At 49.9% G+C, this 14,054-nt stretch carries 12 protein-coding genes and 1 pseudogene; 4 read left to right on the forward strand and 9 right to left on the reverse strand.

Features of this window, described 5'->3' with window-relative positions; all coding sequences use genetic code 11:
- Together pgk and epd are read right to left on the reverse strand one after the other, a co-directional pair.
- A complete protein-coding gene (gene pgk, locus AC6HVW_RS06065) occupies nt 1-1,164 on the reverse strand; it encodes a phosphoglycerate kinase (protein ID WP_037375818.1) in 1,164 nt (387 codons plus the stop codon).
- 72 nt (nt 1,165-1,236) lie between these two features.
- Nucleotides 1,237-2,253: an erythrose-4-phosphate dehydrogenase gene (gene epd / locus AC6HVW_RS06070; RefSeq protein WP_071681946.1), complete on the reverse strand. Its 1,017-nt coding sequence runs from the start codon at nt 2,251-2,253 to the stop codon at nt 1,237-1,239.
- A 458-nt stretch (nt 2,254-2,711) separates the two neighbouring features.
- Here epd and AC6HVW_RS06075 point away from each other — a divergent pair, with 458 nt between their 5' ends.
- Nucleotides 2,712-2,999, forward strand: coding sequence for a putative quinol monooxygenase (locus tag AC6HVW_RS06075; RefSeq protein ID WP_021806219.1), 288 nt, complete (start codon nt 2,712-2,714; stop codon nt 2,997-2,999).
- A gap of 54 nt (nt 3,000-3,053) precedes the next feature.
- On the opposite strand, the gene AC6HVW_RS06080 is transcribed toward AC6HVW_RS06075, so the two are convergent.
- From AC6HVW_RS06080 to AC6HVW_RS06100, 5 genes are all read right to left on the reverse strand, one after another.
- On the reverse strand, nt 3,054-3,557 hold the full coding sequence (locus AC6HVW_RS06080; RefSeq protein WP_059201701.1) for a fimbrial protein: 504 nt from the start codon (nt 3,555-3,557) through the stop codon (nt 3,054-3,056).
- Between the two features lie 45 nt (nt 3,558-3,602).
- The gene (locus tag AC6HVW_RS06085; RefSeq protein WP_137751190.1) at nt 3,603-4,856 is read right to left on the reverse strand and encodes a fimbrial protein; all 1,254 of its coding nucleotides are present in this window, start codon (nt 4,854-4,856) and stop codon (nt 3,603-3,605) included.
- A complete protein-coding gene (locus tag AC6HVW_RS06090; RefSeq protein ID WP_071681948.1) occupies nt 4,853-5,578 on the reverse strand; it encodes a fimbrial biogenesis chaperone in 726 nt (241 codons plus the stop codon). The genes AC6HVW_RS06085 and AC6HVW_RS06090 overlap by 4 nt, the downstream gene beginning before the upstream one ends.
- On the reverse strand, nt 5,575-8,106 hold the full coding sequence (locus AC6HVW_RS06095) for a fimbria/pilus outer membrane usher protein (RefSeq protein WP_071681950.1): 2,532 nt from the start codon (nt 8,104-8,106) through the stop codon (nt 5,575-5,577). Before AC6HVW_RS06095 ends, AC6HVW_RS06090 begins: the two co-directional genes overlap by 4 nt.
- 134 nt (nt 8,107-8,240) lie before the next feature.
- Nucleotides 8,241-8,798, reverse strand: a complete 558-nt coding sequence (locus AC6HVW_RS06100; RefSeq protein WP_059201705.1) for a fimbrial protein — start codon at nt 8,796-8,798, stop codon at nt 8,241-8,243.
- A gap of 419 nt (nt 8,799-9,217) precedes the next feature.
- On the opposite strand from AC6HVW_RS06100, the gene AC6HVW_RS06105 reads away from it, so the two are divergent.
- From AC6HVW_RS06105 to AC6HVW_RS06115, 3 genes are all read left to right on the forward strand, one after another.
- Nucleotides 9,218-10,018, forward strand: a complete 801-nt coding sequence (locus tag AC6HVW_RS06105; protein WP_071681951.1) for a winged helix-turn-helix domain-containing protein — start codon at nt 9,218-9,220, stop codon at nt 10,016-10,018.
- A gap of 6 nt (nt 10,019-10,024) precedes the next feature.
- Nucleotides 10,025-10,504: a FidL-like protein gene (locus AC6HVW_RS06110; RefSeq protein WP_071681952.1), complete on the forward strand. Its 480-nt coding sequence runs from the start codon at nt 10,025-10,027 to the stop codon at nt 10,502-10,504.
- Between the two features lie 305 nt (nt 10,505-10,809).
- Nucleotides 10,810-11,415 (forward strand): helix-turn-helix transcriptional regulator, encoded by a 606-nt coding sequence (locus AC6HVW_RS06115; protein ID WP_071681953.1) that lies wholly within the window; start codon nt 10,810-10,812, stop codon nt 11,413-11,415.
- Between the two features lie 114 nt (nt 11,416-11,529).
- Here AC6HVW_RS06115 and AC6HVW_RS06120 read toward each other — a convergent pair.
- Nucleotides 11,530-11,831: pseudogene (locus AC6HVW_RS06120) on the reverse strand (ABC transporter substrate-binding protein); the annotation flags it as partial.
- A 96-nt stretch (nt 11,832-11,927) separates the two neighbouring features.
- Nucleotides 11,928-13,922: a transketolase gene (tkt, locus tag AC6HVW_RS06125; protein WP_037375718.1), complete on the reverse strand. Its 1,995-nt coding sequence runs from the start codon at nt 13,920-13,922 to the stop codon at nt 11,928-11,930.
- Nucleotides 13,923-14,054: the final 132 nt, after the last annotated feature.

Here is a 14,054-nt window from a genome sequence, read left to right on the forward strand (position 1 = left end):
TTACTGCTTAGCGCGCTCTTCCAGCATCACTACTGCAGGCAGAGGTTTCCCTTCAACGAATTCCAGGAAGGCGCCGCCGCCGGTAGAGATGTAGGAGATTTTGTCAGCGATACCGAACAGATCGATAGCTGCCAGAGTGTCGCCGCCGCCTGCAATGGAGAAGGCTTCGCTATCTGCGATAGCGCGTGCAACGATTTCGGTGCCACGACGGAAGTTAGGGAACTCGAATACGCCAACCGGGCCATTCCACAGAATGGTTTTGGCGTTCTTCAGGATCACGGCCAGACGCTCGGCAGAGACGTCGCCCATATCCAGAATTTGCTCGTTGTCCTGGATCTCGTTGGCCTGCTTCACAGTAGCCACTGCGGTTTCAGAGAACTCGGTCGCTACGCGTACGTCGGTTGGCACCGGAATATCGCAGGTTTCCAACAGTTTTTGCGCGTTCGGGATCAGATCCGGTTCGTACAGGGACTGCCCCACGTTATTCCCTTGCGCCGCCACGAAGGTGTTAGCGATGCCGCCACCCACGATCAGCTGATCGGCGATTTTAGACAGAGAATCCAGTACGGTCAGTTTGGTAGACACTTTAGAACCACCAACGATAGCCACCATTGGGCGAGCCGGGTTACCCAGCGCTTTGCCCAGGGCTTCCAGTTCCGCAGACAGCAGCGGGCCTGCACAGGCAACCGGAGCAAATTTGCCCACGCCATGTGTAGAAGCCTGTGCACGGTGTGCGGTACCAAAGGCGTCCATCACATACACGTCGCACAGCGCAGCATATTTCTTGGACAGCACTTCGTCGTCTTTCTTCTCGCCTTTGTTGAAGCGAACGTTTTCCAGAACAACCAGTTCACCTTCTGCAACGTCAACGCCTTCCAGATAATCCTTCGCCAGACGGACTGGGGATTTCAGATGCTCTTTCAGGTAGTTGACCACTGGCAGCAGGGAGAATTCTTCGTTGTACTCGCCTTCGGTAGGACGACCCAGGTGGGAAGTTACCATCACGCGGGCGCCTTGTTTCAGCGCAGCTTCGATAGTCGGCAGGGAGGCACGGATACGCGCATCGGAAGTCACTTTACCGTCTTTCACTGGTACGTTCAGATCGGAACGGATCAGAACGCGTTTACCCGCCAGATCCAGATCGGTCATCTTAATTACAGACATGGTGAACCCTCTTTGTTGATTCTCTATAAAGTTGCCTGAGCGACGCATCAACACCACGTTGATAGCGCCTTACTAGAAACCGCTTGCGGCCATTGCCCGTGTTGTATCCAACATCCGGTTGGCAAAGCCCCATTCGTTATCACACCAGACCAAGGTCTTGATCAGGTGCTGTCCGCTGACCCGGGTTTGCGTCCCATCAACGATGGCGCTGTGCGGGTCATGGTTAAAATCAATCGAGACTAATGGTAGTTCTGTATAGTCAACTATACCACGAAATGATCCCTGTGCCGCCTTTTGCAACAGCTGGTTTACCTCTGTGACCAACACCTTCGAGCTTACGCTGACGCTAAGATCGATGGCCGTTACGTTGATCGTCGGCACCCGCACGGAGATCGCTTCGAAACGATCGCAAAACTGCGGGAAGATGCGCGTAATGCCCGCTGCCAGCTTGGTGTCGACCGGAATAATCGACTGGCTCGCCGCGCGGGTACGCCGCAAATCCTGATGATAGGCGTCTATCACCGGCTGATCGTTCATCGAGGAGTGGATGGTGGTTACCGTGCCGGACTCAATGCTGTAGGCATCGTCCAACAGCTTGATAATCGGAATAATGCAGTTGGTGGTACAGGAGGCGTTGGACACGATGCGATGCTCGCCACACAGCGTTTGGTGGTTAACCCCAAACACGATGGTCGCATCCAGATCGTTACCGCCCGGATGGGCAAACAGCACCTTTTTTGCTCCTGCCGCCAGATGAGCTTCGCCATCTGCCCTGCTGCCGTACACACCGCTGCAATCCAGCACCACATCCACGCCCAGTTCGCCCCAGGGCAACTGGTCCAGCTCTGGCTGATGCAACAAACGAATGCTGTCATCCCCCACGCTCAACACGTCGCATTCCTGACGCACATCCCAGGCAAAGCGGCCGTGGCTGGAGTCATATTTCAGCAGGTGGGCCATCCCCTCGGCATGTGCCAGTTCGTTGATGGCGACGACGGAAATTTCGGCGCGTCGTCCCGATTCGTACAGTGCGCGTAAAACGCTGCGGCCAATACGGCCAAAGCCGTTTATCGCTATGCGGATGGTCATGCTACTCCCTGAAAAAGGGCGCTCCCTGACGGTGGTGTTCCACTTCAAGGATCGCGCAGACTGATTATCTCGCCTAGAGTACTTTAGCGTACTGCCTGCTGTGAATCGCTGCTTTGCATTATTCGTCAAACCCCGTTGCTCATCGCAACCGCTCACTCTGCATTTCCACTAACAACAGTGATAACTGAAACGCTTCAGCCGAGCATAAACCAAAGTTTTGCCAAAAGGAACAGGTGCAATGCGCTGCCTGTCATGTCGAGGGGACTTTGCGAAAATAAAATGATCTAGCGCACATTTTTACCCTCAGCCCCCGCTAGCCGAATTGAGTCCGAATGCGCAAATGACTTGCCGCTAACGCCAAGACCACCATAATAGACCCTGCGTTTGTTAGGTGAAGCAAATGCTGATGGGTCTAACTCTCTTTCTTTTGTGGTTAATGTTATTTACAAGGAACCAAAATGAGTGAAATCAAAGTAGTCGCCCTGATCAAAGCCATGCCGGAACACCGTGCTGCGGTAGACAAAGCGGTACGTGCCATGGTCGCCCCGAGCCGTTCCGAGCCGGGCTGTATCCAATATGATTTGCATGAAGAGCAGGGCCATCCGGGCGCTTTCGTATTTATCGAACGCTGGACTTCTGAGCAAGCGCTGAAAGAGCACATGGCAATGTCTTACCACGATGCCTTCCTGGCCGAATTGGAAGGGAAACTGGTCAGTCTTGAAGTGAAAAAACTGACTCAGCTGTAATCGTATCGATGAGGGGCGCTGCCTGATGCGCCCCTTTATGTTATGGCTCATCGCCTATTCATAAGACAGCGTGTAATGCAGCAAACGCGCAAAATTCCCTGGCTGAACCGTACCGGTTTTTACCATATAGGCGGAATAGAGCAGCACGTTATCTCCGCTCTGGATCTTCTGCCCGCCAGAATTTTGACCAAAATTCAGCCGATTACCTGCACCATCGAGCAGGCTTAGCCCCACCCCGCTAACGCCATCAACCGGGATCACCGGCCCAGCCGCCCCTTTGCCGGTTTTATCAAACAGGGTTTTGGCGACCTTATCTGCGGTATTGCAGCCATACAGACGGATAGTAAAAGGAACCGGGGTAGATTGCCCTTTGGTATCCAGCTCGGCTGTAGATATCTCCCCCAGGTAAACCGTCTGATTGTCATCACCCACCACAATATTGCAGGTGGCAATAGTGATACGGCCTTTGAATATCGTCCTGCTGCTGGCTACCAATTCAGCTTGCGCCATATTAGCCAACGATGCAGAGAGCAATAATAAATAAATCAGTTTTTTCATCATTCACTCCAAATAACGAGGAGCCAGACGGCTCCCCGTTAGCAATCAAGGCATCTTGACCTCAAAGGTCAATATCTGGCTGTAATCGCCACCCATGATTTTTTTCAGATCGTTGGTGGTAGCCGCTATCTCAGCACGTATCCTTTTAGTTTCGCTAATACTGGAGATATTGGCGATAAAAGCCGGATAGGTATGATTAAATTGCAGATAACTTCCTTTACCCAGATCAAAAAGTTTCAAACCAATCCCTTGAGGCGAGCCGCTGGAATGATTAATCCCCCAGAAGGTACTGTTAATGGAATACCCTCCCTCAGTCTTAATGGTGCCAGGCAGATTATAGGTGCTGCCGAGACAGGTCTGCGACTGCACCGGCCCTTTGGTGACGGTGAGGGTAAAGTCTTCCATCCTCACCCTGTTGCGGCTCAAGTCGTCAGACGATATCGGCTGAAATTCAACCACGCCCGGAGTAATAACGGTTAAGGTACACGTCGGGACAGGCGGCTTAATCGGTCCCGACCCACCGTTACCGCTAGACGGATTGCAACCACCCAGATTCGAAAACTCAAGCCCACAGATAGTCGGAATAGAGGTGCTAAAAACGGTAAAACTTGCGCTTGGATCGCTAGAGCTTGTATGTACCCAAACATCACCTAAGTTATTAATACTATCAAAGTGAGGTACGATATCTCCCTCAACTCTGCTCTTGATCGGTTGAACGCTAAACGTGAACGTCATCTTCTTGCTATACCGTGGCCGCCCCTCAGTCAGGCTATAGCAATCAGTCTTACAAGGTGCCAAAGTTCCATCCGTCCAACTTCTGGTTAAATCAGACGGACTCTCCAGACCGGATAAGGATAGCGAACCCGCACCTGTAATACGCATTGTAAAATTGCGGAAAAATGTCGGTTTATAGTTGTAGTTTTTCCAAAATGAAAACCTGATTGGTCCGGATTTATCTCCCACATTAAGACAGGTTACGGTGGCGGAGGCCGTTACCGTATAAGTACGGTTAGGTATATTCCAATAGTAGCGATAACTACAGTTTTCCCCATTTTTGTCACAGTCGTACTTTTCAGATTTTTCCTGTATTGCTGGCTCTATAACATCATTGAGGGTACTACCAGGCTTGATAAACCTGCCACTGAGTTCTCCCCAGTCGCAGATCATCATATCCCCAATCAAATCATCAGCCAATGCCGTTTTGGCAAAGGAGCAAAGCGCCAACGCGATGACTACCGACAGATATTTTCTCTTACGTTGCAAGATTGAAGAGCCAGATCTCTTTACCGCTTCCATCATGATTGATCCCGCACACAGGCTGTTGCCGTACAGCTGTAATTCAGTGGCTGATAGGCACCATAGTCATTGATATATTTGAGTACGATTTTCTGCGCTTGTGGCTTGACGCCAGGCAGAGTGACTTCACCTTTTGGCCGCAGCGTTACCGCTTCATCCTCTGCCAACAAGGTCTTTTTCCCCACCATCACCTCTGGCAAAATGACAAAAAACGGCGTTGGATTCACCAGTTTAAGCCCCTGACTACCTGGCTCAAGGCGGACCTGTTCCTGCCAGATTTTCTCGGTCAATTTCTTCAGGGAGGCGGGACGATAAAAAGTTTTCACCTTGATGCGCAGCGCCAGTTGAATGGCATTGGCCTTATCCGACTTGGGCGGGATCTCTTGCAATACAAAGTAAAACAGCGATTCCCGATCCTGTGGCAGACGTGCGGCGTCCGCCAATGGCGTTACGCGTATCTGCACGGTACTGTCTTTTTCTACCCGTTGTAATGGTGGCAGCGAGGTCAGCGGCGAACTGATTTTCTCGCCGGCTTCATTTTCCATCCAGGCCTGAGCCAGATAGGGCAAGGTTTTACTGTGATTGATCACGTTCACTGGAGACGACTTTTCATCGCCCAACAAAATAACCCGGGTCCGGTCGATAGAAATCGCCGCCTGTGCAGAAGCAACAAACAAAATAAGTAGCCCGCTGGCCAAGCCAACGGAAAGTGATTTACGCATCATTGTGAAATTCCTTGAGAGGATGAATCAATACGGCAAACAACCGGTAGAGCAGAAGATAAGGAGAGCCCCTGGCTTGGAAGTTGGAACTGGCAACGCAGGCCATCGTTGGTCAGCACGCTGAGATGGGCCTGCCTCCCAACGCCCGAAATATAGGTTTCACCATTTTCACCGACCACACCGACCTGACGTCTCTCCTGGATTTCTTCCACTGAGCTGCCAAAAGGAATGGCTCGGCCTTGCGGGTCGGTCAATTTAATCAATGCCTTGATACCACGATAAACATTGAGCTTGCGGTAACCAATAGCTCCCTCAGTCAATACCATCTGAATATTGGGATTAGTGCTCTCAACATCATCAGGTAACAGGTTGGTGTCGATACTGTAGTTGGTGCGATAATAGTCAGGCACGTTGTTGATCACCGCAATGCCGCTGGTATTGGTTGGCATCGCGTTATTATTCCCCCGGCTACCTACATAAACGCCCTCAATCCCCCCGGTATCAACCATCAGGCGGGTATTGCCAGCATAACCATCACGGTGTGCGGCAATACCGTACTCGGTAGCAGTAATACCGGATTTAATACTACCGCCCAGATAGTAATCATCGCTGCTCATGGAGGTGTTTAGCGTCGCAGTATAGGCATCACGGTTCATATTCAGGTTACCATTCAGATTACTGTTGCTGAGCGAACCCGACGAGTTACTACCGATTGACCAGGTATTTCCAGGGTCTGAGTTGTTGGTGTAAGTGGCACTTGGAGAAACGTTGCCATTGCTGACCCGCATCGCAGTACTGAGATAGGATTGAGAGCTTAGCGGTATGCTCAAGCTGAAATACACGGTGTTGTTATTTTTCTGCTCTTGCGACACAAAGCTGGTTTTATACTCGGTACGGTTAAGCGAGACGTAGGCATTGACGTTTTTCAGGCTACCAATATCAAAAGATTTGGCGACGCTCAGGCCATAGCTGTTGCTATCAGAGACGTCCTGCCAATACGTTTGACGGTTATAGATGGCGTTGACCGATATTCCTAAATCACGGAAGTTCTTGCTGGCAACCAGGTTATAACTTTCCTTATTGGTAGAGGTGAAATCAGGTGACACCTTCATCGCCACAAAGTTATCTAGCGAGAGATAGTTTTTCTCTGAGAAGCGGTAACCAGCAAAGGTGATCTGGCTATCGATACTGTCGAACACTTTGGAGTAATTAAAACGGAAGCTCTCGCCCTTCAAGGTTTGATGATCCAACTGAGAACTGGCGTGCGTCATATCGACGGATATCGCCCCTAGGGCATTCATGTCATAGCCTACTCCGCCATTCAGGGCATAATAATTCTCATCCGTTAGCAATACGCCACCAAACGCCGATCCGCCGGAGAAGACACCAACGGAAGCCTCACCGGTCGCCAATAACGGTTTGATCGAACCATTGGTCTGGTTCATTTGCCCCACCATGCCCTTATAACGAATATGGCCTGAGCGGGTAAGGAAAGGGACGTTCGACGTTTCTATGGTAGAGATCCGTTCTTCGCCGTTTTCCTCACGGATGGTCATTTTTAACTGGCCAGAGGTAGCATCAGTGAGATCCTGGATAACGAATTCACCTGGTGGAACCATCTTTTCATAAATAATACTGTCACCGCGCGTTACGGTGACACGGGCATTACTATTGGCAACGCCTGTCAATTGTGGAGCATAGCCACGTAACGCCGGGGGCAACATACGGTCATCGCTGACGATCGCCACCCCCGTGTAATTGATCGAATCAAAAACGTCGGATTGGAGGTAACTTTTACCGATCGTCAGATTCGCCCCTGCCTCTTTAAGCGCACGAGCTACATAAGCCGTGGTGGTGGTGAGCTGGCGTTGATCGTTGCCATAACCACTGCTGTACAGTGACGCCTGGTAGTTACTACGTAAACGCCAGCCATGATAATTCGCGCCAAGGGTGCCGTAACTGGAAAACGCACTATTGCTGGTATTACTGCCCTGATACTTATTGCCGCTCAACGTGTAGTCAAACAACACGCCGGGAATACCATCGTCCCACTGTGCCGGAGGAGTCCAGTCCGGATCGTTATACTTGAGCAACGCTTGGGGAATGCTCACCAATAGCTCACTCTTGCCGCGATCGATACGGGCAGTGATCCCTTTATAACCAGCAATTAATAGACAATTCGCTTTGCCAGGCACAGCACGTTTTATCAGCTCTGCCAATGGCGTTTCTTTAAAGCCGAATTGTTCTATAGCCTGAGAGGTAAAACAAATCTGACTCTTACCCTCCAGAGTGATAACGCTAAAGTTATCACTGGTGATAACCCGATCGTTGACTTTCAAAGACAGGGGATAAATCCCTTCAGGGATATAATCAGGGCGAGAAAAGTTACTCAGATTAATATTATTATTATCACGCAACTCAAGCGCTCTGGTTTCAAACTCAATATTATCACCATCGGCTCTGGCCGAGTCCACAGCGATGAGGCAAAGAATAATGGTAGAAATAAATGAGTATTTCTTCTTATCATCCATAATTAAATTAACCCATTAAGGCAACAACGAGGAACGGGGCCTGTCAGTGAATGCCCTCTCTAAATAGGAGACAGTGCCAAATTACCTTTCTCTGCGGTAATTTGGCACTGGGTATTACTCTAAAATATTAAAGCTTAGAGATAGGTCAGAGAGAAATTGGTCATCGCATCGTAGGTACCAGCCACAATATCCTGCCCATCCAACGCCACAACCTGAGCGGAGAATTGCAGGGTGTTATCCCCAGAGCGCAGGCTGTAGTTGTCTGAGGTCGCACCGATTTTAACGTGCTTGTTGGCCGCATCCAGCAGGCGAATTGCCACACCTTTGGCATCGCCGCTTACGCCCAGAAAGCCGTTGGCAGCGCCGACAGACATACCGTCAAAGCGCACGTTAACCTTGGATTCTGCCGTTGCAGCAGGATCAAAGCTGCAGCCAATCAATTTGATTTTGAACTCTTTCGGTGCGCTGTAACCCACGGTCTTTAACTGTGCATCGGCAATTTGGCCCAGATTGATGTTCTGATTGTCGCCATCCTGACCAGGAGCCAAGCCGCAAGGCGCTTTGATAACAGAGCCTTTAAACATGATTTCACCGTTCCCCTGAGAACCCGGAGGAACATCAGCGAAGGCGTAACCTGATAACAATGCAGATGCCAGTGTGGTCAGAGCGAGTGTGCGAAGTTTCATTTTCATTGCATAAATTCCTTGAGAAGTTTTCCTATACTATGGTTGCCGCCGCTCTTGAATATCGCATTACCTTATACGTTGAGGGCATAACCTAGCGGCTGATATCCCTCTGTCGGCGACCCGATAAATACTATGGACAAACCCCACAATCAGCAAATTAATCTAAAGATAAGCAAAATGTTAGATTTTAAATCTAAAAAATAAAATTCATTAACATTAAGCACCAACCAAAGCCAAATAAAAGTCGACGGACAACATTTATAACTTGCTCAAAATCAACAGAATCATCAGTGAAAAATTAATTCTTAATTCACACTTGACTCGCTATGTACACTTAACTTAGATTTCTCCTAAATTTAAAAATCGAGATTATTCCTAATCAGAAAAATCATCTCACAAACAGCAGCCAGGGCGTTGATTACCAAATGAAATACACCATTAACTTAATTGTTGTGTTTGATCCAGAGCATCGAACACTCGCGTTAAATAATAATAATCAGACGGCGATTGAACTCTCAAAACCCTCTTGTCGCGTACTTAATGAATTTATCAAAAACAGTGGGGATAACTTATCCCGTGACTCATTACTGAAAAATGCGTGGGAGGATTATGGTTTCCCTCCTTCGAACGCCAGCTTGAACAACTGCATCAGTGACTTGAGAAAATCTTTTGTTAGCCTGGGGATAGAGAAACCCATCATTATAACCCTACCTAGAGTAGGGTTTAGAATGGAGGCAGATATTCACCCCTCGCCAAAACAAGAAGCCGATGCCAAGATAAAAAAAATGGAGCCGGTGACGACGAAACCAGAGAAAGTGGTGGCGCTTAAACAGGCAGAACCCCCTAGCCCCCTCCCACTGGTCATACCAGAAAAATTGATAAAAAAAAACATGGTGATGCCAATTCTGGCTCTGATGGCCGTATTGGGTATCGTCGGCCTGGTCTTACTCCTTTGGCCACCAGCAACTCCGTTCAAGTTGATTGGCTATTATAAACAATGTGACATTTATTCCATCAGAAAAGACCCCGTCCCTGGCTCAGATCTCAGGGCAAAAAAGATACTGGAGTCAGAAAAACTGGATTGCGACTTGGTCAGGCAAGACATTTTTTATACTGAAGAGCGCCCCGATAACGAACTATTGAAGATAACTTTTCTGGCTGCCTGTCAAAAAGACCCGACTGAAGGCGATTATCAGCATTGCAATGTATTTAAAACCATTGAGTAAACTGAAATGAAAAAATTTATTGGTGCAGCGTTACTCCTTACCGTCCTACTGGTTTGCCTGTGGTACTTCAACGTTCATCATCAGGGTAGAAAACCTTTCCGCTGCGACACTCAGCAAGTGTCGCTGCAGGTGAAAGCAGAAAGTAATATTGTGCTTAAGGCAAGTGCTACCATCATATTTTCCTCATCAAAATCCGGCATGTTTTACATCACCGGCTCGATCAAAGAAAATGACACCCGCTATCTACTGGATCGCAACATCGCCTTCTCCATCACGCCATCAGAAATAAAAGGAAGTAACAATGTCCAATTCACTCATGAACAAGTCCATCCCGCCGACAACACGCCGGACAATATCTGGAAAAAATATATCATGCCGGAAGTTGAACTCGTTGATATTTACACGGAAGTTGTCCCTTTATTCCACAACGCATTATTAATTCGTGGATTTAGCAATCCGTTCCTGGTCTGTATAAAGCAGGACTAGCACTGCATATTAATCCCGCTATTGAGCTGTTATCATGCTTTAGTGGCAAATGGCATAGTATAAAAGCCTAATGCTATGCCATGAAAAACCCCATCAACCATACAACAGCCCAGTAAAGATTAAATCCTCAAAATTAAAAACCAATATAGTGAGGTTAAGATAGTTAATTTGGTATATTAAAGATCTTTGTATAACATGTTATGCTGAAAGTTCATCCCCCATAGCTAACGCATTGCATTTATAGCACCCCAAACGATCTTCGCGGTAGTTGCTGAAATAGAAACAACACTAAATGGAATTTGACCATGAAGAACAAGGTATCCATCTCATTAAACGATCACAATAGTTACTTCTTGGCAGGTCTGCAGTACGCACTGATTGAATACTTTACCGATATACGCACTCAGGTTGATTTTTTGAGCGGTTACTCCAGCGATAAGCCAGACATCATTTTTCAGGCGCTGTATCAGGGCGAAAGAACCGACATCTGTCGGCACTTTCCTGCTGACGCACCTCAACCGCTCTATTTTGTGATACGTGATAAAGCTGAAAGACAGTTTACGCCGCCTATTCGCTGCATCGCCAAGAGTAGCACGCTATACCGTAACCAAAGCATCGACGACATACTGGGGATGGTAAAACTGGCCATGCAGTTCAACTCTCTACCACAAGAAAGGGCGCAGCATTGCCCAGCCTGCCATCGCCAAAGTCTGAGCGAACGGGAACGCCAGGTTTTGTATTATCTGCGGCAAGGAATGAGCCAGTCTCAGGCGGCGTGTATTTTGCAACTGAAAGTGAAAACCGTGCACTCCCATAAACGCTCAGCAATGCAGAAACTGAACTTCACCCGCAACAGTGAATTGTTTCACTGGCTGCTGCATAGCGGTTTAACTTTAAACCTGAGCCGGTAATTTGCGTAACTGCACAGCTAAGTGCATCTCATTGTCCGCAGGGCGATCTCTGCCCCCTGCGTTATCACCCCCTCGCTATAACTTGGGGAAAATCCACTGATGTTCGGCGGGAAGAGACAGCGCAGCATGGGAGTTTGCTACCTCACCCTGCGGGATCAAGCGCTTATTATAGATAAACACCACCGGCTCATAAGTCGTGCCATAGGCCTTATCTTTCCACATGACTCATTTAGGCAGTAGCCCCAGCTCTGGCATAGTCTAGTGCTCAGTATCATGTTCCCCCACATCACAGGTACTCTCCCCAACCGCCTGCTCGCTGATAAAACCGTCATACAGCTAGGTACTATCGTTGTATTATATTTTGATGTCAGGATACAGCGCTTCACACTCTGGATCAGTGGCCCTGCGGCTTTGGTAGTGTTGCCTGGGATGTGGACGGAGAGAGGTTGGTTGGCGGGCAGTCAAAAAATAAGGGGCGAATATTCGCCCCTCGTACAGTTAAAGCTCAGTCGTTATTTCAACAGCGCGTTAGCCTTGGCTACCACATTGTCAACGGTGAAACCGAACTCTTTGAACAATTGCTCTGCCGGAGCAGACTCACCAAAGGTGGTCATGCCCACGATAGCGCCGTTCAAGCCAACATACTTGTACCAGTAATCCGCGATACCCGCTTCCACCGCTACGCGAGCAGAAACTGCCGCTGGTAGCACAGATTCACGGTAGGCCGCGTCCTGCTTGTCGAAGGCGTCGGTAGACGGCATGGAGACCACACGCACTTTACGCCCTTCGGCGGTCAGTTTGTCGGCAGCTTCAACGGTGATGCCCACTTCAGAACCGGTGGCAATCAGGATCACGTCCGGAGTACCTGCACAGTCTTTCAGCACATAACCACCGCGATACACGTTCGCCAACTGCTCGGCGGTACGTGGCTGCTGGGTCAGGTTCTGACGGGAGAACACCAGCGTGGTCGGGCCGTCATTGCGCTCGATGCCGTACTGCCAGGCGATAGCCGATTCAACCTGATCACAAGGACGCCAGGTGCTCATGTTCGGCGTCACGCGCAGGCTGGCCAACTGCTCAACCGGCTGGTGCGTCGGGCCATCTTCGCCCAGACCGATAGAGTCGTGGGTGTAGACGAACACGTTGCGGATTTTCATCAGCGCAGCCATACGCACCGCGTTACGGGCGTATTCCACGAACATCAGGAAGGTTGCAGAGTACGGCAGGAAACCACCGTGCAGCGCGATACCATTGGTGATGGCGGTCATGCCGAATTCGCGCACCCCATAATGGATGTAGTTACCTGCCAGATCGTCACCCAGAGACTTGGAGCCGGACCACATGGTCAGGTTGCTTGGTGCCAGGTCCGCAGAACCACCGAGGAATTCAGGCAGCAGTTTGCCGAAGGCTTCCAGTGAGTTCTGTGATGCCTTACGGCTGGCGATGTTGGCTGGGTTAGCCTGCAACTGCTCAACGAATTTCTTCGCTTCCGCTTTCCAGTTGGCTGGCAGTTCACCGCTGGTGCGGCGTTTGAACTCTGCGGCCAGTTCCGGGAAGGCTTTGGTATAAGCGGCCAGTTTCTCGTTCCAGGCGGCTTCTTTAGCCTTACCAGCTTCTTTGGCATCCCACTGGGCATAAATGTCCTGCGGGATTTCGAAGGCGGCGTATTTCCAGCCCAGAGCTTCACGGGTAGCCGCAACTTCGGCTGCACCCAGTGGTGCACCGTGGGAATCATGGGTGCCCGCTTTGTGTGGTGAACCGAAGCCAATCACGGTTTTGCACATCAGCAGGGAAGGTTTGTCGGTGACCTTATGGGCTTCTTCGATCGCGGCTTTGATAGAGTCGCTGTTGTGGCCGTCAACACCACGCACCACGTGCCAGCCATAGGCTTCGAAACGCTTGGCGGTATCGTCGGTGAACCAGCCTTCAACGTGGCCGTCGATGGAGATACCGTTGTCATCATAGAACGCCGTCAGTTTACCCAGCTTCATGGTACCAGCCAGGGAGCAGACTTCGTGAGAGATGCCTTCCATCATGCAACCATCGCCCATAAAGGCATAGGTGTGGTGGTCAACAATCTCGTGGCCCGGGCGGTTGAACTGCGCGGCCAGCGTACGTTCGGCAATGGCAAAACCGATCGCGTTGGCGATCCCCTGGCCCAGTGGGCCGGTGGTGGTTTCTACGCCTGGGGTATAACCATATTCTGGGTGACCCGGAGTTTTGGAATGCAGCTGGCGGAAGTTTTCCAGCTCGCTCATCGGCAGATCGTAACCGGTGAGGTGCAACAGGCTATAAATCAGCATTGAGCCATGGCCGTTAGACAGCACGAAGCGGTCACGGTCAGCCCAGTGCGGGTTGGTAGGGTTGTGGTTCAGGTAGTCACGCCACAGGACTTCGGCGATATCAGCCATGCCCATAGGGGCGCCCGGGTGGCCGGAATTTGCTTTTTGAACGGCGTCCATACTGAGTGCGCGGATGGCGTTGGCAAGCTCTTTACGAGAGGACATGTTTTACTCCAGGTCGGATTAAAAAAGCGATCAAGATTTCTATTTTCTCAGACTCGGCATTGAAACAGCAATCCCTAATACCGAATGAGAGCGAGTTCATCACTAATGCGCACGTTCGGGACACATTTCGGA

This window comes from Serratia sp. NCCP-200 (assembly GCF_059697885.1).

Bases quoted from the DNA above. Each gene is read 5' to 3' on its own strand.
- epd (WP_071681946.1), bottom strand. From the start codon at position 2,253: ATGACCATCCGCATAGCGATAAACGGCTTTGGCCGTATTGGCCGCAGC.
- AC6HVW_RS06115 (WP_071681953.1), top strand. From the start codon at position 10,810: ATGAAGAACAAGGTATCCATCTCATTAAACGATCACAATAGTTACTTC.
- AC6HVW_RS06075 (WP_021806219.1), top strand. From the start codon at position 2,712: ATGAGTGAAATCAAAGTAGTCGCCCTGATCAAAGCCATGCCGGAACAC.
- AC6HVW_RS06110 (WP_071681952.1), top strand. From the start codon at position 10,025: ATGAAAAAATTTATTGGTGCAGCGTTACTCCTTACCGTCCTACTGGTT.
- AC6HVW_RS06090 (WP_071681948.1), bottom strand. From the start codon at position 5,578: ATGATGCGTAAATCACTTTCCGTTGGCTTGGCCAGCGGGCTACTTATT.
- AC6HVW_RS06080 (WP_059201701.1), bottom strand. From the start codon at position 3,557: ATGAAAAAACTGATTTATTTATTATTGCTCTCTGCATCGTTGGCTAAT.
- AC6HVW_RS06100 (WP_059201705.1), bottom strand. From the start codon at position 8,798: ATGAAAATGAAACTTCGCACACTCGCTCTGACCACACTGGCATCTGCA.
- AC6HVW_RS06095 (WP_071681950.1), bottom strand. From the start codon at position 8,106: ATGGATGATAAGAAGAAATACTCATTTATTTCTACCATTATTCTTTGC.
- AC6HVW_RS06085 (WP_137751190.1), bottom strand. From the start codon at position 4,856: ATGATGGAAGCGGTAAAGAGATCTGGCTCTTCAATCTTGCAACGTAAG.
- pgk (WP_037375818.1), bottom strand. From the start codon at position 1,164: ATGTCTGTAATTAAGATGACCGATCTGGATCTGGCGGGTAAACGCGTT.
- AC6HVW_RS06105 (WP_071681951.1), top strand. From the start codon at position 9,218: ATGAAATACACCATTAACTTAATTGTTGTGTTTGATCCAGAGCATCGA.
- tkt (WP_037375718.1), bottom strand. From the start codon at position 13,922: ATGTCCTCTCGTAAAGAGCTTGCCAACGCCATCCGCGCACTCAGTATG.